This window comes from Dactylosporangium sp. NPDC005555 (assembly GCF_040605635.1).
Classification (GTDB): domain Bacteria; phylum Actinomycetota; class Actinomycetes; order Mycobacteriales; family Micromonosporaceae; genus Dactylosporangium.
The window spans coordinates 121,781-143,196 of record NZ_JBEXDG010000004.1 but is presented as its reverse complement, the minus strand read 5'-3'; the positions used below and the strand labels follow the sequence as shown (position 1 = coordinate 143,196).

Genomic DNA, 21,416 nt, shown 5'->3' with positions numbered 1-21,416 from the left:
GCAGGACAACAGAAAGCGCCCCGGCGACACGGGCCCGGTCGCGGAACAGTAGGGCGCCCGTGGCGGACCGGCCCGGGCCCGCTGAGGTGCGGGCCCGGGCTGCGGCGAGGTGAGCTACTTCCAGGTGGCGTTGACGGTCTGCGACGCGGTGCCGGTGTTGAGGGTGCGGTTGGCGCCGCTCTCCCAGGTGACGGTGCCCGAGCCGTCCTTCTTGATGAACTTGTACTCGACCGCGGTGTTCGCCGGCATGGTGACCGTGCCGGACCAGACCGGGTAGCCCGCCGAGGACAGGGCGATCGCGTTCGCCGTGTTCCACGAGCCCAGGGCCGGGATCGAGCCGATCACGTAGACGTTCTGGCCCAGGACGGTGGTGGCGGTGGCGTTGAAGGTCACCGCCGGGTTCGTCGTCGACGAGCCGTTCCAGGTGGTGTTGACGGTGCCGGTGCCGCCGGCGGGCACCGTGTACGTGTGGTTGCCGCCCGGCTCCCAGGTGACGGCGCCGCCGCTGGTCTTGGTGATGAACTTGTACTCGATCGCACCGGCGGGCAGGGCCACGGACGTGGTCCAGGACGAGCCGGCCGCAGTCATCGGGATCGCGTTCGCGGTGTTCCACGAGCCCAGCGCCGCCACCGAGCCGATCAGGTAGACCGGGTTGCCGGTGGGCGCGCCGGTCACCGTGAAGGCCACCCCGGACGGGTTCGGCGACGAGGTGGACGGCGTCGGGGACGGGGTGCCGCCGGTGACGCGGGCGTTGACGTGCAGGGCGACGGCGTCCTTGGCGTTGGCGCCGACGGTGGCCTGGCCGGAGCCGTTGACGGTCACGGTCGGGCCGCTGCACGACGACGCGGCGGCGTTGAAGTCGCCGTGGATGACGTCGCAGTACGTGCCGGCGGGCAGGCCGGTGCTGAAGGTGCGGGACGCGACGGAGCCGCCGCCGTTGTTGATGAGGGTCCAGCCGAGCGCGCCGCGGGAGAAGGCGATCGCGTTCGAGCCGTCGCTCCACCAGTTGCCGACGGTCGTGCTCGCCTTGGTGGCGTTGTGGAAGCCGACCATGTTGCGCACGGAACGCTGCCGGTGCTGGCACTCCCAGCCGCTGCCGCAGGTGACCGCGCTGACGTAACCGTTGCCGTCGGCCGGCGGGGACGCGTCATTGTTGGAGAAGCTGAAGGAGCTCATGACGTTCGGGGTGCCGTAGTTCCAGGCCAGCATGAACACGGTGGCGAGGGTGTCGGTACCACCGTTCTTGTAGCTGAGCGTGGAGCCGTTGCGCTCGGTGTCGTGGTTGGACACGAACGCCGTCGCCTTGTCCGACGGGCGCAGGCCCCAGCTGGTGCCGAACGTCTGCAGGTTGGCGATGCTGCCGGTGAACTGGCTCTTCAGGTTCGTCGCGTAGTTGAACTCCAGGACACCGCCGATGCCTTCGTACGCGGCCATCGACAGGTTGCCGCTGCCGCCGGGCATGACCTCCTGCGCCCAGTACACGTTCTGGTTGGTGAGCTTGCCCTTGATGGCGGCGAGGTCGGCCTGCGGCATGTGCTTGGCGGCGTCGACGCGGAACCCGTCGACGCCGACGCCGATCAGGTTGTTGAGGTACCCGGCGATCTTCGTGCGGACGTAGTCGCTCTCGGTGGCGAGGTCCGACAGCCCGACGAGCTGGCAGTTCCACACCTCCGTCTGGTTGTTCCAGTCGTGGATCTGGTTGTCGGACTGGGGGCAGGCGCCCGGGTTGTGGTGGAAGTCGTTGTACCCGTAGCCGGCGCTCGGGTAGCTGTAGTTGTTCGTGAACGACGCCGGCCCGTAGGCGGTCGTCGAGGACTGGTTGGCGCCGGTCATGTGGTTGATGACGGCGTCGACGTACACCTTGACGCCGGCCGCGTGGCAGGTGCTGACCATCGAGGCGAACTGCGCCGCGGTGCCCATGCGGCTGTTGAGGTCGTAGGCGGCCGGCTGGTAGATGTCCCACCACGGGTGGCCGGCGACGCTGATCGAGTCCGCCGGCGGGGCGACCTGCACGGCGCCGTAGCCGGCCGGGCCGAGCACGTTGGTGCACTCGGTGGCGATGGAGTTCCACGGCCACGACCACAGGTTGGCGATGACGTCGTCGGAGGCGACGGACGCGTCGGCCTCCTTGTCGGCGGACAGCAGCGGGAAGGCGAGTGCACCGGCCACGGCCAGCGCGACCGCGCCGATACTCAGAACACGTTTCACAGGGGTGCCTTTCAGCGAAGGTAGGTGCCGGCGGTGCCGACCTTGCCCGGCGCGGGGTTGCCGGGCAGCGACAGCACGTAGACGCGCATGGCGCCCTTGCCTGTCACCGTGGCGGTGAGGGTGCCGCCGGTGACGGTCTTCACGTCACCGGTCACGGCGTCGGTGTAGGTGCCGTTGGGGATGCCGGTGAACGTGGCGGTGCTGGAGATGGCGACGAGCACGAAGCTGTCGACCGACCCGGCGGTGTAGCGGCGCTTGTAGGCGATGCCGCCGGAGACGCCCGCGGTGGAGTACTGCCCCATCTGCAGTGCGGGCACCGCGCGGCGGATCTGGTTGAGCCGCTGGACGTGCTGGACGAGCGGCTTCTGCAGCGTGGTCGCGACGGGGCCGCTGGCGCTGGCGACGGTGCCGTAGCCGGACGCGACGACCGAACCCTCCACATAGGAGCCGAAGTACGCCCTTCCGGTGTTGGCGAGGGGGCACGTCGGTCCGCAGTCGATCTGCTTGCCGGCCTGGAACTCGACCTCCGAGCCGTAGTAGAGGACCGGGACGCCGCGGAACGTCCACATGAGATCCATGTTCTCGGCCCACGCGTCCGTCCCGCCGGCGTAGCGGGTGCTGGACTTGTTGGGCCCGTAGTCGTGCGAGTCCACGTACACGGCGTTGTACGTGGCGTCGTTGACGCTGTCGTCGGAGTCCTTGCCGTTGTTGAACGCGTTCGCGGCGTCACCGAAGTTCATGTGCATCCGCATGTCGATGATGTTCATGCCGGAGAACTGGCTGTGGTCCGGCGCGTGGTAGTCGTTGCCGTTCAGGAACGCGTTGGTGGACGTGGGCTGGTTGCCGGTGCCCTGCAGGTTCTCGTAGTTGAACTGCTCCAGGGCGGCGGTGACGTCGTCGGCGCTGTACGTGCGGCGCTCCTTCCACGTGTAGAACTGCGCCGAATGGTTGACGGACCCGCGGTTCCATTTGTCGTTGACGAAGGCCGCGACCTCGCCGAAGACGTAGAAGTCGTTCGCCTTCGCGGCGCCGTACTTCTGCGTCAGCCGCTGCTGGAGCGCCGGCAGGAAGCGCCGGTTCCAGGTGACCCGCGGGATGTGCACGGCGGTGTCGATCCGGAAGCCGTCGACGCCCATGTCGATGTAGGAGTTGTAGGCGTCGATGAGGTACTGCTGCACGACCGGGTTCTCGGTGTTGAAGTCGGCGAGGTCGTCGTGCAGCCAGCAGGAGCGGGCGTCCTCGCCTTCCCAGTTGCCGATCCAGCACTGGTGGTACAGCGACGCGGGGAACATCTTCGCCGTCGGGCTCGGCCACTGGCAGTGGTGGTTGGCGTAGCCCTCGGGACTGAACGTGCCGTTGGTCGCGCCGTAGTTCGGGCACGTGTTGCCGGCCGGCGCGGTCGTGGACCACAGGTCGCCGTTGTAGGCGCGGCCGAGCGCGTTCTCGTCGAGCGGGTTGTACGTGGCGCCGGCGACCTTCTCGCTGTACATCCAGTCCCACTGCCCGTCCCGCGCGCCCCACACGGTCGGCACGTACAGGCCCTTCGCTCCCCAGCGGGAGCTGTGGTTGTAGACCACGTCCTGGTAGATCTTCATGCCCTTGGCGTGCGCGGCGTTGATGAGGTCCTGGTAGGAGGCGCCGGCCGACTCGAGGCGCGGGTCGACGCGGAAGAAGTCCCAGCCGTGGTAGCCGTGGTAGTCGTAGTCGGACCGGTTGAGCACGACCGGGGTGATCCAGACGGCGGAGAAGCCGAGGCCTTTGATGTAGTCGATCTTGTCGACGAGGCCCTTGAAGTCGCCGCGGAACATCGGGTCGTTGTTCGCGGCGTTGCCGGACTTGACGTGCTGGCTGCCGCCGCGGTCGTTGGCCGTGTCACCGTCGTAGAACCGCGCGGTGAGGACGAAGTAGATGCTCTCCTTGCGCGGGTCGCCGCCGAGCATCGACCCGCCCGCCGGCAGCGGCGGCGCGTCGCCGGTGGTGACGGTGACCGTGCTGGACGCGCCGGAGAGGTTGCCTGCCGCGTCGACGGCCTTCACGGTGTACGAGTAGGTCGTGCGCGGCGCGAGCCCGCCGTCGATGTAGCCGTTGCCCGCGCTGGTCAGCAGCACCGGTCCCGGGGTGCGGGTCAGCTGGTAGCCGGTGACGCCGCGGTCGTCGGTCGAGGCCGTCCAGGCGAGGGTGACGGTGATGTGGTCGGCGGTCGCGGTGACACCGGTCGGGGCCGAGGGCGGCGTCGTGTCCGGCGGGGTCGCCGCGCACGGGTCGGTGGCGCCACCGGTGACGACCCCACCGGCGACCTTCGTGGTGCCGGCGTTGACGCGGTAGTTGGCGCCGTTGTTGTTGTCCCAGGTGCCGGAGCCGTTGTTGAACACGGCCTGCATGCCGGTGGCGGCGCCGAGCGCGACGGTCTTCTTCACCCAGCCGGCGCAGGCGGTCTCGTTCATCGGCACGCCGGGCACCGTCGTCCACGCCTCGCCGGTCGGCGCGTAGTGGATGTTCACCACCGGCCAGCTCTTTCCGGCGGTGGAGTAGAAGACGGTGGCGGTGTTGCCGGTCGGTGGCGGTGTGGTCGGGGTCGGCTGGCCGCCGCACGGGTTGCCGGTGCCGGCCACGCCGCCGGTGACGGTCACGTCGCCGCTGCCGAGGGCATAGTTGCGGCCCGAGTTGTTGTCCCAGGTGCCGGCGCCGTTGTTGAACACCACCTGCAGCCCGGCGGCGGTGCCGAGGTCGATGGTCCTGCTGTACCAGCCGGTGCAGGCGGACGTCATCGCCACACCCGGCACGGCGGTCCAGGCGCCGCCGTTGGGCGCGTAGTGGATGTTGACGGTGCTCCAGGCGGCGGTGGGCTTGTAGTAGACGGTGACCGTGGTGCCCGCCGCGGCGAGCGACGGGACGATCAGCAACGACGCGAGAAGCGTCAGGACGGCGATCAACAGCGTTCTTCGGGACGACACAGGGAGGCTCCTTGCGTGCATCGATGCGGTGGCGGGCCGACCGACGTGACAGCCTTGGCGGGGCATGGCAACGCGTGGAGGAAGACTGATCGGACCGATTGACACATGTCAAGCTTCTTGCAAAAATCGCCGCCTCGTTTCCAAACGGATGCGGCTTGAACTGCAGAAACGCTTCGGCTGCCTTGCAAAGATCAACAGGTCTTTACCGGCGCGTTACGGGGAGCTAGCATCAGGGCGCTCTTGCAAGACTTTGCAACTTCTGCAAGTCACCTACAGTGGAGCGTATTCGTGAAGCGTCCCCTCATGCTCGCGGCCGTCCTGGCCCTGACAGCCGTCGGGCTCAGCGCCCCGCACGCGGCCGCGTCGTCGAACCGCGGCGACGTCACCGCACACCTCTTCCAGTGGCCGTGGCGCGACGTCGCGCACGAGTGCCGCGGCACGCTCGGCCCGGCCGGCTACGCCGCCGTGCAGGTCACCCCGCCCCAGGAGCATGTCGAGTTACCCGCCCAGGGTTATCCGTGGTGGCAGGCGTACCAGCCGGTCAGCTACAAGCTCGACAGCCGCTACGGCAGCCCCCGCGAGTTCGCCGGCATGGTCGAGACCTGCCACCGCGCCGGGGTCAAGGTGTACGTCGACGCCGTCATCAACCACATGTCCGGTCAGACCGCCGGCGGGACCGGCAGCGGCGGCACCCGCTTCGGCAAGTACGACTATCCCGGCCTGTACGACACCACCGACTTCCATCACTGCGGCCGCAACGGCGACGACTGGATCCACGACTGGAACGACGCCTGGGAGATCCAGAACTGCGAGCTGCTCGGGCTGTCGGACCTCGCGACCGAGCAGGAGGACGTCCGCGCCGACATCGCGGGCTACCTCAACTCGCTGATCCGCCTCGGCGTCGACGGCTTCCGCATCGACGCGGCGAAGCACATCCCGGCCACCGACATCGCCGCCATCAAGGCTCGGCTGCACCGCCCCGCGTACCTCTACCAGGAGGTCCTCGGCAACGCTCCGATCCCGAAGTCGGACTACCTGCGCAACGGCGACGTCATCGAGGACGCCTACGGCCAGCAGATCAGCCGGGTGGTGAAGACCGGCAGCCTCAGCTGGCTCGACCAGTTCGGCGAGGCGTGGGGCTTCTCTCCCGGCGGCAGCGCCGTCGTGTACGTCGACAGCCACGACACCGAACGGGACCAGAGCGGCGCGACACTGACGTACAAGGACGGGCCGCTCTTCGCGATCGGCAACGCGTTCTCGCTCGCGTGGCCCTACGGTCACCCCCTGGTGCTGTCCGGCTACGGCTTCACCGGCACCGACGCCGGCCCGCCGGGTGCCGCGGCGAACGGGGACCTGCGCCCGGTGCGGTGCGGCGGCGTCACCAGCGGCCCCGGCGGCTGGCTCTGCCAGCACCAGGACACCCTGACCACGGGCATGGTCGGCTTCCGCAACACCGCCGGCGCCGCCCCGGTCAGCCGCTGGTGGAGCAATGGCGCGAACACCAACGCGATCGCCTTCGCCCGCGAGGGCCGCGGCTACATCGTGCTCAACCGGGAGACCACCGCTCTGACCCGCACGTTCGACACGGGCCTGCCGGCCGGCACGTACTGCGACGTCACCAGCGGCACCGTGCGCGGCAACCGCTGCACCGGCCCGACGGTCACCGTCGGCAAGGGCGGCGCGCTGAGCACGACGGTGCCGGGCCTCAGCACCCTCGCGATCGACGTCCAGCACCGCGTGTCCCGCCCGGTCGCCGCCGCCGCACCGGCGGTCGGCTTCTCGGCGTACGCCGTGGTCGCCCCGGGCGAGCGTCTGGTCCTCGTCGGCAACGCCCCCGCCCTCGGCGCGTGGAACCCGGCCGCCGGCGTGCGGTTGTCCTCCGCCACATATCCACAGTGGACGGCCCAGGTCCGCGTCCCGGCGGGCACGGCGATCGAGTACAAGTACGTGAAACTGGCCGCCGACGGCACGGTCATCTGGGAGAGCCGCCCCAACCGCACGGCCACGGTGCCCGCCGACGGCTGGCTGTCCACATCGGACGGCTGGGAGGCCGGCGCCACCGTCCAGGGCGACGTGACGCTGCACGTCTCCGAGTCGCCGGGCCAGCAGCTCTACGTCGTGGGCGCCGCCCCGTCGATCGGGTCGTGGGACCCGGCGAACGCGGTGCCGCTGACGAAGGCGGCGGACGCCACCTGGACCGGCCAGGTGACCCTGCCGGGTTCGGCGGTCATCGAGTACAAGTACATCCGCAAGGACGCCGCCGGCACGGTGACCTGGGAGAGCGACCCGAACCGCACGGTCAGCACCCCGTCGGGCGGCACGGTCACCCTCGACGACACCTGGCGCTGACGCCTTCCGCCGGCGTTCCATGACACGGGGGCCGGCGCACCGCGGTGCGCCGGCCCCCGTTCACGTTCCCCGCCGGGGTCAGGCGGGTTCGATCCAGATGTTGCGGTAGCGGACGTTGGCGCCGGCGTCGTTGTGATCCTGCAGGCGGATCGGCAGCGGTGCCGCCGACTCGGCGGCGCCGTTGCCCGTCGGGCCGTCGATCTGGATGTCGTTGTGGATGGTGACGCCGTTCCAGACGACGGTGACGCGGGCGTTCTCCGTCTTCGTCGTGCCGTTCCAGCGGGCCGCGCGGAACGTGATGTCATACGTCTGCCACGTCTCCGGTGCCGTACCCGCGTTGCTGTCCGGGGCGCGCTTGAGATAGATGGCGCCGCACTCGTTGTTGGCGAGGGCCGGCTTGCCGTACGTGTCGAGCACCTGCAGCTCGTAGCGGTCCTGCAGGTAGATGCCGCTGTTGCCGCGGGCCTGGCCGGTCACCTCCAGGGGCAGGTTCGGCAGCCAGAACTCCACGTGCAGCTTGAAGTCGCCGAAGGTCTGCTTGGTGCGCAGGTCGCCGCCGAGGACTTCGGTGGAGCCGCCGGACACCGGCCAGGTGGCGGCGGAGCCGTCGCCGGCGGCGAACGCGTTGAGGTTGCCGCCGTCGAACAGCTGCACGCGGCTGGTGCCGTTGTGCGTCCACACCTGCTGCGCGCCGCCGGTCGCGTCGGCGATCTGCAGTGCCGTGCCGTTGGCGGTGCCGCCGCCCACGGCGTCCAGGACCCGGCCGGACTGCGGGTTGAGCAGCGTGCCGTCGGCCTGCGTGCGCCAGATCTGGGCGCCGCTGCCGTTGCAGGTCCACAGCTGCACCAGGGTGCCGGCCGCGGTGGCGCCGCCGGCGACGTCGAGGCACCTGCCGAGGGCGCGCAGGGTGTCGCCGGAGCGGGTCCAGCTCTGCGCCGTCGTGCTGTTGCAGCCCCACAGCTGGACCTTGGTGCCGTTGGCGGTGCCGGCGTTGCTGACGTCGACGCAGCGACCGCCGATGCCGGTGATGGTGCCGGTGCGGTCCGCGGGCGGCGGGCCGACGGTGAGGCTGTCGAGGTTCACGTGCCCGATGTCGCCGCTGTCCACTGTGTACGCGACAGTGTTGCCGCCGGCCCGCAGCTGCACCTGGTCGACCTTCGAGGCCCAGGTCTCCCAGTCGGTGGTGCTGGCCAGGGAGGCCTGCCGGACCTTGGTGCCGTTGACGTAGAGGCTCACCGTCTTGGTCCCAGCCGACGGGTTGGGCCCGTTGCTGTAGCGCAGCGAGAGGTCGTAGGCGCCGGCCGTCTGCGTCGTGACGCTGAACGTGGTCGCCGCGCCGGTCGTACCGTAGCCGGCGACGAAACCGGAGCCCGTGTATCCACTGTGGTCGGTCGCCACGCGCGCGCTGCCGCTCAGGCCCGCGTGCTCCGCCTCGAGCCGCCCCGGCTGCGGCAGCGTGCCGTCGACGAGGGAGTTCAGCGTGTACCACGCCTCGGTGCTCCACAGCGAAGCGCCGGTGCTCGACGTGAAGGGCCGCGGGGACCGCAGGTAGACGACCCGGCCGGGCTTCAGACCGGCCAGCTGCACGTTGACCTTGAGCCGGTCCGCGGACACCGTCGCCGACGTGACCTGCAGGGTCTCCTCGTCGACCTTCGGGCCGCCGTAGGCGGGCGTCGGCACGTAGCGCCACTGCTTCGCGTTGTACGAGGCCGCGGTCGCGCCGGCCACCGGTTGCGTGTATTCGAGCTCGAAGCCTCCGGCAACGGCCCGCATCGCCTTGATCTCGAACGCGGAGCCGCCGTTGGCGGTGAGCTTCTGCAGGCCGTAGGTGAGCTTGCCGTCCTGGCCCCAGTTGCCGCCCGCGCCGAGCCCGCCCACGTAGAACGCGCCGTCGGGGCCCTGGCTGAGCCGCAGCACGCCCATCTCCAGGCCCTGCGTCATGCGGAAGACGGCGCCCTGGTATTCGCCGCCGACCTTCTCCAGGTACGCCCGCTGGATGCCGCCGTAGGTGACGTCACCGAACAGCAGCTGCCCCGCGAACGGGCCGCTTCCCAGCAGCAGCGGCGTGCTGGGCGAATTGGCGATCTCGTTCTGCGGCAGCCACAGCACCGGCTGGGTGACCGGCTGGGTGTCGAACGGGCCGTCGGGGTTGGTGTAGTGGCCGAAGAACCGGTCCTGCTTGATGCGCACCAGCTTCGAGGCGGGCAGCCAGCCGCCCTGGTTGTCGGTGACGAAGATGTCGCCCTCGGGGCCCCAGCCGATCCCGTCGGGGGTGCGCAGGCCACCGGCGACGTACTGCACCGCGCCGGTGCTGCGGTTGATCTTCAGGCTGGTGCCGCGGTTCGGTGAGCCCTGCGGGTCGGTGGTCGCGCCGCCCTGGTTGATGGACACGGACAGGTTCAGGTAGAAGAAGCCATCCTTGTACAGCAGGCCGAACGCGAACTCGTGGAAGTTGCCGTCGTAGGGCCACGTCGCGACGGTCCGGTACTGGTCGATCTGGCCGTCGCCGTTGGTGTCGTTGAGCTCGGTCAGCTCGTGCTTCTGCGACACGTACAGCTTGCCATCGACGTACTTGATGCCCATCGGCTCGCGCAGGCCGGTCGCGATCCGTGTGTAGGTCACCTGCGACGGTGACGTGGCGCCGGTGACGCCGGACAGCAGGTAGACCTCGCCGACGGTGGTGTTGCTACCGCCCCAGGTGGTGATGGCGAGGCGCCCGTCCGGGAGCCAGTCCATGGCGCTGACCTGCGGCTGGAAGCCGTTCGGCCGGAGATTCGTCAAGGTGTACCCGGGGTGCACGGCGTTGAGCGGGAGGCCGTCGCCGGGGCTGTCGGCGGCGCCCTCGCACTCCTTGCGGCCGGGCGCGGTGACCCGCACGACCCCGGAATCGGTGCTGAGCACCGAGTTCGGCACGACCGTGAACGCGGACGCGCCCGGCGGGCGCCATTCGAGAGTGAGCTGCTGGCCGCCGGTGCGCTCGAAGTAGTCGATGCGCAGCGCGTGGTAGCCGGTGGTGAGGGTGACGGTGCCGTCCATCGCGGTGGCGCCGTGCAGCCCGTCGTGGTTGACGACGGTCGCGCCGTCGACGAGGAGCCGCGAACCGTCGTCGCTGGTGAGCCGGAAGACGTACGACCCGGCGGCGGCCACGTTGACGTTGCCGATCACCTGGGCCTGGAAGAGGTCCTCGAGGCCACCGAAGTCGGCGGCGGTGCTCCAGTCGACGGTCGGCATGAGCTTGTCGACGTTCGGCGTCTGCCCGGCTTTGAGGGTGCAGATCGAGCTCAGGGGTGTCTGCACGTCGAAGACGCGCAGGGTGACACCGGGTTCCTGCGGCGGGACGGCGGCCCGCGCCGGGGTGACGGGCAGCAGCCCGGCCACCAGGACGGCGGCGGCCGCGCCCAGGATGGTTCTGCGCATCGAGCGCTCCAGAGGGTAGGAGTGTCGGACGGCACAGGCCGTCAGGACCTCCCGCGCGCGCTCGCCGAAGGGCGTCACGGGTCACCATCGGACGCCATTGGCGGTGGCGGCCATCGATGTGCACGCCACGCTAGAAGACTTCTGCTCGAATGTCCATAACTTCTGCTGCTGTTGCGGAAAGTCAGTCCGCTTCCATGGTCTCGGCGATCCGGTCGAGGCGAGCGAGGACCCCGGCGCCGACCGGCCGCAGGGTGGTGCCGGCTGGGACCTCGTCCGGGTACCCGTAGCCGCGCAGGTGCTCGAAGCACAGGGCCGGCGCGTCGCAGGGCCCGTCGGTCCGCTGGACGCCGACCACGAACGACGTGCCGTGCCCGTCGGACATCCGCACGACGAGCGTGAACCGCTCGAGGTTGACCCCGTCGGCGTGGAAGCCGGCCGCGACCGGCACCACCGGCCGCAGCCCGCGGTCCCGCAGCGCCGCGGCGAACCAGCGCTCCTGCGCCGCCACCTGCACCGCGACGATCCCGGCGGCGAGGACGACGGCCGTCCCGGCGAGCGCCGCCCGCCGCCGCCGTCCCGCGTCGATGGCGAGCGCTGTCAGCACATGGGCGGCGAAGGCGAACCCGGCCCACAGCGCGGTGGTCTCGACCGCGTCCCGCCACTGCGACCCGGCGAGGACGCCGGTCCCGGCGACCGGCACCAGGAAGACGGGCACCAGCGTGTGCGGCCACCGGCGGCCGCTGCCGCTGCGCCCGGCCTGGATGCCCCACACCGACACGGTGGCCACCACCGCCGCCGCCCAGACCGCGGCGCTCTGCACCACCGGCGGCCCGGTGAGGGCGCTCCAGCCGTCGCCGAGCATCATCGCCAGGACGATCCAGGTCGCGATTCCTGAGATCGTCCCGAACACGGCCGCCGACCATCGCATCGACGCCAGTATGCCCTGCTGTCAGAAGGTGCAGGGGGTGTCGTACTCCGGGCGGACGACGCGCGTGCGCGGGGACACCTTGCGCACCGCGGCGGTCAGCGCGTCGAGGCGGGCCGCGTCGGCCGGGGCGGCCTGCGGCGGGTTGCGCAGCTCGGTCTCGAAGTTGTCCCAGTGCACGGGGACGACCACCTTCGGCCTGCCGAGCGCCTCGATGAGCCGGGGCACGTAGTCGTCGGTGGCGGTGCTGGACGGCAGCGCGACCATCGCCACGTCCGGGTCCAGGCCGGCGAGGTTGCGTTCGACGAAGTCGCTGCCGCCCATGAAGAACACCGACGGGCCGCCGGCGATCCGCAGCTGAAACGACAGGGTGTCGCCCTCGGGCAGGTCCGCGATCGTCCGCGGGGGCGGCGGCGGGCTGACCCGCACGCCGGGGAACGCCATCGAGTAGGCGGCGTTGCGGCTGTGCAGCGACGCGACGACCTCGACGGTGTGGTCGCCGAAGTCGAGGACCTCGCCGCCCTTGACGGGGCACAGCTGCCCGCCCGGCACGCCGCTCGCGAGCCCGAGGTGGTAGGCGGTGAGGGTGCCGACGACGCGGGCGCCGGTGGTCGTGGCGATGTGCGGCACGTCGGCGAAGTGGTCCCAGTGGGTGTGCGTGACGAGGACCGTCCCGGGCCTGCCGACGCGGGCCGCGATGGCGCCGGCGTCGACGGTCAGCGGCGTCTGCGGCCGGAACGCGCCGCTGAACAGTCCGGTGTCGAAGCGGCTCAGGTACGGGTCGACGAGCAGGGTCCGCGCCCCGATGTCGACCCGCCAGCCGGCGGTGCCGAACCAGCGGAACACGCCGGTGCGGCCTTTCGGCCCTTTCGCCACCGAAGCTGAGACCGAAGCTGAGGCCGAGGCAGGGGTCGAGGCGAGCGCGGGCACGACCGGCAGCGCGGAGGCCGGGACGACGGCGACGGCGGCGGCGGTACGGATGAAGTCACGACGATCTGGCATGCGGCCACCCAAGCAGGGCCGGCCGCCGCCTGTCCAAGATCAGATGGCTGCTGAGGCCATACTCGTTCGGCTATCACCGCAGGTCACGCAGGCCTTCGACGGCGACGAGGGCGGCCCGGCCGAGGGTGGCGTCGAGCACGCCCCGGGGCGCGCCGGACCGCACGAACGCCGCGACGGCGTAGCGCCCGCCGCCGGGATACTCCGCGACGCCGACCTCCATCGCGTGGCCGGGCAGTGTGCCGGTCTTGCCCGCCACCCGTACATCGGCCGGAAACGCCGCGGCGAGCCTGGTCGCGAACAGCTGGCGGAACATCAGCCCGCGGACCGCCCCGCACGCCGCGGGCGGGCCGGCCTCGTCGCGCCAGATGAGGCCGAGCAGCCGGGTCATCTCCTCCGGCGTGCTCGACGTCGTCCGCGCCGGGTCGAACACCCGCAACGCGCCGACCCGCTCCGGCGGCAGCGCCGGGAACAGCCGCGCGAACTCGGCGGCGTCGCGGGCGCCGACATCGTCGAACATCGTCTCCAGCAGCTGCCGCGGGCCGCCGGCGATCCTGGTCCGGTGCAGGCCGAGCTCGGCGGCGAGCAGCGGCACCACGTCCGGCCCGACCCGGCGGAGCAGGACGTCGGCGGCGGTGTTGTCGCTGACGGTCATCGTGAAGTACGCGAGGTCCCGCAGCGACAGCTCGACGTCGTCGACGCAACCGGCGGTGCCCCAGCCGCCGAGCCGGTCCCCGGTGCGCACCAGGACCCGCTCCGCCGGGTCGAGCGCGCCCGCCGACACCTGCCTGGCGAACTCGAGCACGATGAGAACCTTCACGACCGAGGCGAGCACGACCCGCTCCCCGGCGCGGCTGCCGGCCTCCCGGCCGGTGTCGACGTCCCGGGCGTGCAGCCACCCCTCGACCCCGGCACCTTCGAACACGGCGGCCACCGCCTCGTTGATCGACATAGGGTCAGCCTATGGCGGACCTCGCACGGCACCTGCGGTACTTCCTGGTCGTCGCCGACGAGCTGCACTTCAGCCGGGCCGCCGAGGTGCTCGGCATCGCGCAGCCGCCGCTGAGCCAGGCGATGCGCCGCCTGGAGCGCGACCTGGGGGTGACGCTGTTCGACCGGCTGCCACGCGGCACCGAGCTGACCGCCGCCGGGCACGCGCTGCGCGACGAGGCGGAGCGGTTCCTCGCCGCGGAGCAACGGCTGCGGGCGCTCATGCACAGCATCCGCGACGGCGACCTCGGCACGCTGCGCGCCGGGGTGCCACCGGAGACGCCCGCACCGGCGCTCGGGGAGCTGCTGCGCCGCCTCGCGCGGGACGCTCCGGGCCTCGACGTCGACCTGCAGGAGCTGTCCACGGCGGAGCAGCTCGACCAGCTCGCCGGGGCGCGGCTCGACGTCGGCCTCGTCCACCACCCCGTCGACGCCGCCGACCTCGCCCGCGGGCCGGTGACCCGGGTGCGCCTCGGGGTGGTGCTGCCCCGCACGTCGCCGCTGACGCGCCTGGCCGAGGTCGGCCTGGACCGGCTGGCCGGCCACGGGCTGGTGCTGTTTCCGCGGTCGACGGCGCCCGGCTGGTACGACCACCTCCTCGCGGTCTGCGGCGAGCACGGCTTCACGCCGAGCCGGATCCGCCACGCCCGCAATCCGGAGTTCCTGTGCGGGCTCGTCCTCGCCGGACTCGGCCTCGGTCTGGAGCGGGAGTCGGCGGTGCGCCGTGAGCCCCGCTTGACGTGGCGCCCGCTGACCGGTGACCCGCTCTGGCAGGAGACGTCCGCCGTGTGGCCGGCCCGCAACCCGCACCCCGCCGCGGCCCGCTTCGCCTCGGTCGCCGCCGAGGTGCTGCGGGCCTCACCCGGCCCGCCGGACCGGATCGTCGGCGCGCCCGGCCCCTGGTCGGTGGTCTACAACGAGGCCTAGAGCAGCGTCTCCTGGTGGGGGAACGTGAGCCGTGCCGTCGTGATGCCCTGCTCTTCGTTGAGCTCGCGCTCCTGCACCTGCGCGTAGTTGCGGCCCCGGTGGTGGGTGTTGCGCATCCGCACCACGTTGGGGAAGCGGCCGACGGCGCGCATGTCGCCGAGACCGGACAGGAAGACGAGCTGGATGCCGTTCGCCGCCGCGACCCGCCGCTGCAGGTCCAGGAACGCGACGTAGTTGGCGGAGCCGAGCGGGTTGTCCATCGGCAGGACACCGAGGCCCGGCACGTCACCGCCGCGGTTCGCGGCGCGCAGCCGGGCGAGCATGCAGAACAGCAGCAGACTGATCGTCACCTTCTCCCCGCCGGACCACTTGCTCATCAGCTCCACCGGCTGCCGGTCCTCGCCGAGCTCCGTCGACGGCTTCAGCACGCGGGCGGTGAAGTTGCCGCGGCCGACGACGGCGGTGGTCGCCTCCCACACCAGGCTCAGCCCGTCGGGGATGGTCTCCTGCCGGGCGACGAGCCGCTCGACGAGCCGCTCCACCCGGCTGCGCAGCGTCGCGTCCGTCGTGTCCACTGTGGAGCGTGGGCCGACGTCGAGGAACCGCCGGTTGCGCAGATGGTCGGCGAGGCCCGGCGGCAGCTGCGCGTGATGCTGCGCCCGTTGCAACGTCTTGAGGCCCTCGCGGACCTCGGCGCACAGCGCGGTCACCACGAGGTGCTTGTCCTTGTCGACGGCCTCCAGCTCACCGGCGAGCGCGTGCCGGTAGGTCCGCAGCTCATCGGCGAGTCCTCCTTCCGGCCCGGTCGGCAGGTCGGCGGTGTGCTCGCCGCGGAAGCGGTCGCGGACCTCGGCGGTGACGGCGGCGAAGCGTTCCTCGCCGGCCCACCGGTCGACGCGGTGGACCTCGGCGGCGAACTGGTTGCGGGCGGCGGCGACCGCCTTGTCGGCCGCCTGCACCGCCCGGCGCGCCGCGCGTCCCGCTTCCCGGGCGGCCTCGACGTCGCCGTCGAACGCGGGCGTGCCGGCCGTCCCGCTCTCCCCCAGGTCCGCCTCCAGGTCACCGGCGAGCCCTTGGAAGTCGGCGGCGCGGCGGTGCTGGAGCTCGGCCGCCTGCGCGGCCGCGGCCTGCCGCTCCCGGGCTGCCCGTGCGGTCCCACCGGCGGCGTCGAGCTGCTCCTGCGGGTTTTCCGCCGCGTGTACGACCCGTGGCAGCTCCTGCGGTGCCGGGCGGCCCGCGGTCCGGTCGGTCAGCTCCCGGCGGGCCGCGTCCCGCTCGGCCTCCGCCCTGGTGGCGGCGGCGCGGGCGGCGAAGTGCGCCTGCTCGGCGAGCTCGGTGTCACGGGCGACGAGCGCGGGGTCCGCGGCCTCAGGGGTGGCGGCGAGCTCGGCGGCGGTCTCGTGCTCCTCGGCCGTGTACTGCCGCAGCTGCCGGTCCAGGCCGTCGAGGCGCCTGCCGATCTCGCTGATCGTGGCCTCGAGGGCGTCGCCGGACGAGCGGCGCGTGTAGGCCTCGTCGGCGGCCTGATACGCGCTCATCGCCGCCGCCAGGCTCAACGCCTTTCCCGTGGCCTTTCCGTCCGCGACCCTGCGCAGCTCGTCCATCCTGGCGCGGTGGCCCCTGGCCGTCGTCCGGTGCTGTTCGGCGTCGGCGGTGCGGCGGGCGGCGACGGTGGCATACCCACGCTCCTGCTCCTCCGCCTGGTCGAGGTGGCCTTCCAGGTCGGCGCGGCGGGCCGGGAGCTGCCGCAGCTCGGCCCGTTGCCGGTCGGCCTCGGGTGCGCGGCGGGACAGGTCGTGCAGGACACCGAGGCGGGTGGCGAGGACGCGGCGCAGCTCGGCGAGGCGTTGCTGGGTCTCGCGGAGCCGCCCGGCGCGCGCGTCGAGCTCGCCTCGGGCGGCGTCGAGGGTCCCGGCCCGGTCGCGGGCCTCGGCGAGCTGCTCCCCGACCCGCCGGTGCTCGGCGTCGAGGTGCTCGCGGTGCCCCGGCGGGCACCGGTCGGCCAGGTGCCGCAGCTGGTCCTTGAGCCGCAGGTCGTGATCCCGCGCGTCGAGCAGGTCCTGCACGCGCTCGCCCCGGTCCCGCCGCCCCTGCGCCCGCCGGTCCGCTTCCCGTGCGGCGGCGGTGCGGTCGAACATCGCCGGCGCGGGCGCCAGGACGAACCCGTGTCCGGTGTCCCGGCCGGCTGTGTCCCGGCCCGTAGCGGCGTCGAGCTGGGCCGTCGTGGAGATCTGGACGGCGCTGATCGGGAACAGCCGCGCCCCGTCGAGGGCCTCGCGGGCCCTGCCGAGGTCGGCCCCGTCGTGCAGGAGCAGACCCCCGACGAGGTGCGGGACCCGGTCGACGGCGGCCGCCCACCTGTCCTGCGGCACGTTGTCGGCGAGGTGGTGCCAGCCCGTGCTCGCCGGGATGCGGGCGGCGGCCAGCACATCGGCGGCCCGTGCCAGGTCCAGGGACGCCGGCAGCAGCCCACGCGGCGACGCCAGGGCCTGCACCGCCCGGTCGTCCTCGGCGTCGGCCACGGCGAGCTGGATCCGCTGCCGGTCCGCGCCGACGATCGCCTCCGAGAGCTGATCGACGAGCAGCCGGTGCTCCCCGACCGGGTCGACGACGTCCCGCTCGGTCAGCGCCGTCAACCGCGGGTCGGTGGCCAGGGTGCCGATCTCGGCGAGCAGCGGCGTCCGCACGCTGTCGAGCGTGGCCAGCTGCCTGGTCAGTTCGGTGACGGCGGCGTGCACCGCGGCGCGCTCCCGCTCGTGCCCGGCCCGGTCCGTGTCGAGCCGCTCGGCCTGCGCCGGCAGTTCCTCCGCCAGCTTCCGCGCCGCCTCGTCGTCGTCCTCTTGGGCCGCCCCGAGCGCCGCCCTGAGGGCCGCTTCGAGAGCCCCCGAGGCTTCCAGGGTGGTGTCGTCCTCCACGGCGGGCGTGAGGTGGCCGGCGGTGGTGGCGGTGTGCAGGTCGTGGTCGAAGGCGGCGAGGTGCTGCTCGATCGCGCGGTGCCGGCCGGCGAGGCCGCCGAGGTCGGCGCGGAGGCCGTCGGCGAGCGCGCGGGACTTCGCCTGCTGCTCAGCGGCGTCCGCGGCCTGCCCCGTCAGGGTCGCGACCGTGTCGTCGAGCTCGGCGCAGGCGTCGCGCAGCGCGGACAGATACCCGGTGGCGGCCTCGGACCTGGCCCGGCGCAGCGGGGCGGCGCCGGCCTCCGCCTCGACCTGCCGGCCGCGGGCCGCGGCGAGCCGGGAGGTGAGCTGGCCGCGGTCGACGAGGACGGGGACGAGCTGCCAGGCGCGGTGCCGGCGGCGCCGGGCGAGCACCAGGGCAGCGGCGTCGTCGACGGCGGCGAGCGCGTCGGTGTGCCGGCGGGACGCGGCCTGCCACTGCTCCTCGCGCAGCAGCACGTCGAGGGCGGCGACCCGCGCGTCGGCGGCGTCGGCCGCGGCGGCCGCGGTGCCGGCCTCGGCCGCGTGCGCCGCGGCCTGCTCCGTGGCGTGGGCGGCCGCGCCGGTGAACGCGGCGGTGAGGCGCAGCGCCGACCCGCGGGTCGTGGCGGCCCCGGTCGTGGCGGCGGTGACGGCGGCGCGGGAGCGGTCCAGGACGGCGAGGAGGTCGACGGCCTCGTCGCAGAAGGCGACCTCGGCGCGCAGGCGCGGCTGGCGGGCGAGGCGTTCGCGGGTGCCGCGCAGGATCGCGGCGACCTTCGTCGCGGACGTCGGCTCGGTGACGAGGCTCAGCAGGTACTGCACGAAGTCGTCGGACGTCTTGAACTTGAAGTGGTGCTCGATGCCGCCCTCGGAGGCGTTGATCCGCAGGATGGCGGTGAACAGGCCCGGGTCGAGGCCCCGGTCGTGCAGCGCCTGCGCCCACCGGTCCTGCTTGGTGGTGATGACGGGCTCGGCGGTGGCGGGCAGCGCCTCGACGGCCCTGACGAACTCCTTGAAGTCGGCGCCGGAGAAGGGCAGGCTCTCGATCTCGGGGCCGGGGCCGGGGGTGTAGGCGTACCAGCTCTGCTTCAGCCGGTCGTGGCCGGCGTTCGGGTCGGCGGGCTGGACACGGTCGGTCCACTCGTAGACCGCGCCGGTCACGAGCCGCCGGCCGGTCGGGTCGGTCCACTCGACGACGACGTGGCCGGTGTCGGCGCCGAGGACGCAGTCCTCCAGGTGCCGGCCCGTGGTCGCGGTGGCCAGGAAGTCCCGCCGGTCGGGGCGGATCAGGGCGCAGACGAGCGCGATCAGCGTCGACTTGCCGCCGCCGTTGCGCATCCACAGGATCGTGTCGAGCGGGCGGCCGTCCCGTCCGGTGAGGTCGAGCCACACGTCACGGAACCGGGCCGCGGGCGAGCCCACGCGGTCGAGGTACACCCGCCGCATCTGCCAGAGTCGGGCCGGTGCCGGCATCAGGCGGCCCCCCGTCGCACCGAGCGGAGCGCTTCGAGGGCCTCGCCGCCGGCCACGTCGGCGACGAGCAGCCGGAAGCGGTCGGTCAGCTGATACGAGGTGGTGCCCATCTGCGGCAGCTGCCTGGCCGCGCCGCGCTCGACGAGCCAGCCGAGGACCTCCAGCACCGCGAACTGGGTGCAGCCGCGCGCCGGCCCCGGCAGGCGGTCCTTGGGCTTGAAGGCGGCGGTGCGCCGGTACACCTCGGCGGCCTTGCGGGCCTGTCCGTCGACGGTGTCGGGGTCGCCGGAAAGGGCGAGGACCCGGTCGATCGCGTCGCGGACGAACTTGTCCAGCGCCGCCACCTCGACGAGCTTCACGTCGGTGCCGTCGAGGTCGACGTCGTGCGGGAACGCGTACGCGGCGATGCCGAGCACGACCAGCCCGGCGATGAGCTTGTCGTCGGCGGCCATGCTGCCGCCGCGCAGGTCCGCCATCCGCAGCGCGAACACGCTGCCCGGCTGGGTGCTCAGGACGAGGCCGGTGCGGGGCGGCGCGCCCAGCACGACGAGGCCCAGGCCACCGGCGACGGTGTCGACGGCGTCGCGGAAGGCGGTGTTGGTGCGGTACCGCTCCAGCAGCTGCCCATAGGCGTTGCCGTCGGTCGGCCGGGCGCCGGTGCGCAGCCCGAACGCGACCAGCTCCGCCGCCGACCACACGTCCTCGATCGGGACCGTCACGCGTCTGTTCCTCCTTCTCGGCCACCCTCGTAGCGCACGAGCAGGTCGTCGCCCCAGGCGAGGGGGTGCTCGATGCGGCCGCCGGACCGCTCCGCGGACAGCGCCGAGGCGAGGGCGGTCAGGCCGGCGCCGCGGTCTCCGCCGGGATCCCCGCCGGGGTCCGCGACGTCGGGGGCGTAGGACCACAGCGCGGTGAGCAGCACCAGCTCGCGCAGGTCGTCTCCGGCAAGTTCGTCGATCAGCTCGGACAGCGGCTTCCCCGACGCGCGGCGCAGGATGCGGGTGGCCTCCTGGACCACGGCCGGCGGGTATGCCTGCAGGTCCACGCCCTCGGCCTCGTCGGGTGTCTCCGGCTCCACGTCGTCGGGGCCGGTGGCGCGGGGCGGGGCGAGCAGCATGTCGACGAGCCCGTCGAGGTGCGGCAGGCGCGGCACCCGCAGCCCGAGGACCCGGTCGCCGAACGCCTCCGCCACGACCCTGGCCTGGTCGGCGGGCGCGTCCAGGACCGGATGGAACAGCTCGGGCTCGATGTTGAGCAGCCGCAGGTGGACCCGGCGGGCGAACACCTGGCTCAGCTGGGCCTGCAGGAACACGCCCCGCGCGCCGGAGACCCGCTCGGCGAGGTCCAGGTGCACCCGGCGGATGCGGCGCAGGGTCTCCACCAGGTCACCGGACGCCTGCCGCACGGCGCTGTCCGTCTCCGTGTCGATGCCGGCCGCGACGTGGTCGAGGACCTCCGCGTCGGCCGCGATCCGGGCCTCGACGTGCTCGCGGGCCCGTGCGAGGCGGTGCGGCACGTCGGTGATCCAGTCGAACGCGCGCACGTCGCGGCGGGTCGCGTCGAGCACGTCGGCGAGCGACGCGGACATGGCCACCGACACCCGCTCGGCCTGCGTGGCGGTGCGGGCGGCGGCCTCGAAGCGCCGGTCCCGCAGCTGCCGCTGCAGCACGACGGAGAACGCGGCCTCGGCGTCGTCGACGTCCAGGTCGAGGCCGTTGAGGTACAGCATGACCGCCTGGTGCGAGGCGAGCACGACCGCGCCGTCGGGTCCGTCCTGCAACTGCAGGAGCTTGAACGCGTACTCCTCGCGCCGCGGCGGCGACGCGTGCGCGTCGACGAACTGGTAGACGAACGCGCCCTGGTTGTCGGCGTCGTTGAGCAGCCCTTTCACGACCCAGCGGGCCGCGTCCTGGTGGTCGGCGTGGGTACCGGCCGGGTGCATGACGGCGGCGAGCTCGGCGGTCGACTCGACCAGCTCGGCGAGGGTGATCTGCCTGGCGAACCCCATCGACGCGACCGCGATGTCGACCGCGGCGAGCGCGAGCTGCCGCAGGTCATAGGCCTGATGGACGCTGACGTGGGCGGCGTTGCGGACCAGCCGGGCGACCGGGTCGGTGAGGATCAGCGCCCGCCAGCGGGCCCGCATGGAGGCGTCGGCGGCCGGTGAACGGACCTCGGGCTGGTCGGAGCTGGTGACCGGGCCACTGTCGAACAGGTCCGGCTGCCACTCCACGCTGTGCCGCTCCTGTCCTGGTTGCC

11 protein-coding genes are annotated in these 21,416 nt (G+C 72.6%); 2 read left to right on the top strand and 9 right to left on the bottom strand.

Annotation, left to right across the window (positions count from 1 at the left end):
• Positions 1 to 114: 114 nt before the first annotated feature.
• Entirely contained in the window at positions 115 to 2,208 is a 2,094-nt protein-coding gene (locus tag ABZS58_RS06535; protein ID WP_354778280.1) for a carbohydrate-binding module family 20 domain-containing protein, read from the bottom strand.
• An 11-nt stretch (positions 2,209 to 2,219) separates the two neighbouring features.
• Positions 2,220 to 5,162, bottom strand: coding sequence for a carbohydrate binding domain-containing protein (locus ABZS58_RS06530; RefSeq protein WP_354778278.1), 2,943 nt, complete (start codon positions 5,160 to 5,162; stop codon positions 2,220 to 2,222).
• Positions 5,163 to 5,450: 288 nt separating this feature from the next.
• On the opposite strand from ABZS58_RS06530, the gene ABZS58_RS06525 reads away from it, so the two are divergent.
• Positions 5,451 to 7,511 (top strand): carbohydrate-binding module family 20 domain-containing protein, encoded by a 2,061-nt coding sequence (locus ABZS58_RS06525; RefSeq protein WP_354778276.1) that lies wholly within the window; start codon positions 5,451 to 5,453, stop codon positions 7,509 to 7,511.
• Between the two features lie 78 nt (positions 7,512 to 7,589).
• Here ABZS58_RS06525 and ABZS58_RS06520 read toward each other — a convergent pair whose 3' ends face one another.
• From ABZS58_RS06520 to ABZS58_RS06505, 4 genes are all read right to left on the bottom strand, one after another.
• Positions 7,590 to 10,928, bottom strand: coding sequence for a family 16 glycoside hydrolase (locus ABZS58_RS06520; RefSeq protein WP_354778274.1), 3,339 nt, complete (start codon positions 10,926 to 10,928; stop codon positions 7,590 to 7,592).
• Positions 10,929 to 11,109: 181 nt separating this feature from the next.
• On the bottom strand, positions 11,110 to 11,856 hold the full coding sequence (locus ABZS58_RS06515) for a hypothetical protein (RefSeq protein WP_354778272.1): 747 nt from the start codon (positions 11,854 to 11,856) through the stop codon (positions 11,110 to 11,112).
• Positions 11,857 to 11,877: 21 nt separating this feature from the next.
• On the bottom strand, positions 11,878 to 12,855 hold the full coding sequence (locus tag ABZS58_RS06510) for an MBL fold metallo-hydrolase (RefSeq protein ID WP_354778270.1): 978 nt from the start codon (positions 12,853 to 12,855) through the stop codon (positions 11,878 to 11,880).
• Positions 12,856 to 12,928: 73 nt separating this feature from the next.
• Positions 12,929 to 13,804, bottom strand: a complete 876-nt coding sequence (locus tag ABZS58_RS06505; RefSeq protein ID WP_354778268.1) for a serine hydrolase — start codon at positions 13,802 to 13,804, stop codon at positions 12,929 to 12,931.
• A gap of 11 nt (positions 13,805 to 13,815) precedes the next feature.
• Between ABZS58_RS06505 and ABZS58_RS06500 the strand changes: the two genes are divergently transcribed.
• The gene (locus ABZS58_RS06500) at positions 13,816 to 14,769 is read left to right on the top strand and encodes a LysR substrate-binding domain-containing protein (RefSeq protein WP_354778266.1); all 954 of its coding nucleotides are present in this window, start codon (positions 13,816 to 13,818) and stop codon (positions 14,767 to 14,769) included.
• On the opposite strand, the gene ABZS58_RS06495 is transcribed toward ABZS58_RS06500, so the two are convergent.
• The 3 genes from ABZS58_RS06495 to ABZS58_RS06485 are packed head-to-tail and all read right to left on the bottom strand — an operon-like array spanning position 14,766 to position 21,390.
• Positions 14,766 to 19,157 carry a hypothetical protein gene (locus tag ABZS58_RS06495; protein WP_354778264.1) on the bottom strand — a complete coding sequence of 1,464 codons (4,392 nt, stop codon included), beginning with the start codon at positions 19,155 to 19,157 and terminating at the stop codon, positions 14,766 to 14,768. The two genes, ABZS58_RS06500 and ABZS58_RS06495, sit on opposite strands and share 4 nt — an antisense overlap.
• Complete coding sequence (locus ABZS58_RS06490; RefSeq protein WP_354778263.1) at positions 19,157 to 19,876, bottom strand: hypothetical protein; 720 nt, start codon at positions 19,874 to 19,876, stop codon at positions 19,157 to 19,159. The genes ABZS58_RS06495 and ABZS58_RS06490 overlap by 1 nt, the downstream gene beginning before the upstream one ends.
• Positions 19,873 to 21,390 carry a hypothetical protein gene (locus tag ABZS58_RS06485; protein ID WP_354778261.1) on the bottom strand — a complete coding sequence of 506 codons (1,518 nt, stop codon included), beginning with the start codon at positions 21,388 to 21,390 and terminating at the stop codon, positions 19,873 to 19,875. The genes ABZS58_RS06490 and ABZS58_RS06485 overlap by 4 nt, the downstream gene beginning before the upstream one ends.
• Positions 21,391 to 21,416: the final 26 nt, after the last annotated feature.

Coding starts and splice junctions, on each gene's coding strand:
- ABZS58_RS06520 (WP_354778274.1), bottom strand. CDS start 10,928: ATGCGCAGAACCATCCTGGGCGCGGCCGCCGCCGTCCTGGTGGCCGGG.
- ABZS58_RS06515 (WP_354778272.1), bottom strand. CDS start 11,856: ATGCGATGGTCGGCGGCCGTGTTCGGGACGATCTCAGGAATCGCGACC.
- ABZS58_RS06510 (WP_354778270.1), bottom strand. CDS start 12,855: ATGCCAGATCGTCGTGACTTCATCCGTACCGCCGCCGCCGTCGCCGTC.
- ABZS58_RS06505 (WP_354778268.1), bottom strand. CDS start 13,804: ATGTCGATCAACGAGGCGGTGGCCGCCGTGTTCGAAGGTGCCGGGGTC.
- ABZS58_RS06500 (WP_354778266.1), top strand. CDS start 13,816: ATGGCGGACCTCGCACGGCACCTGCGGTACTTCCTGGTCGTCGCCGAC.
- ABZS58_RS06495 (WP_354778264.1), bottom strand. CDS start 19,157: ATGCCGGCACCGGCCCGACTCTGGCAGATGCGGCGGGTGTACCTCGAC.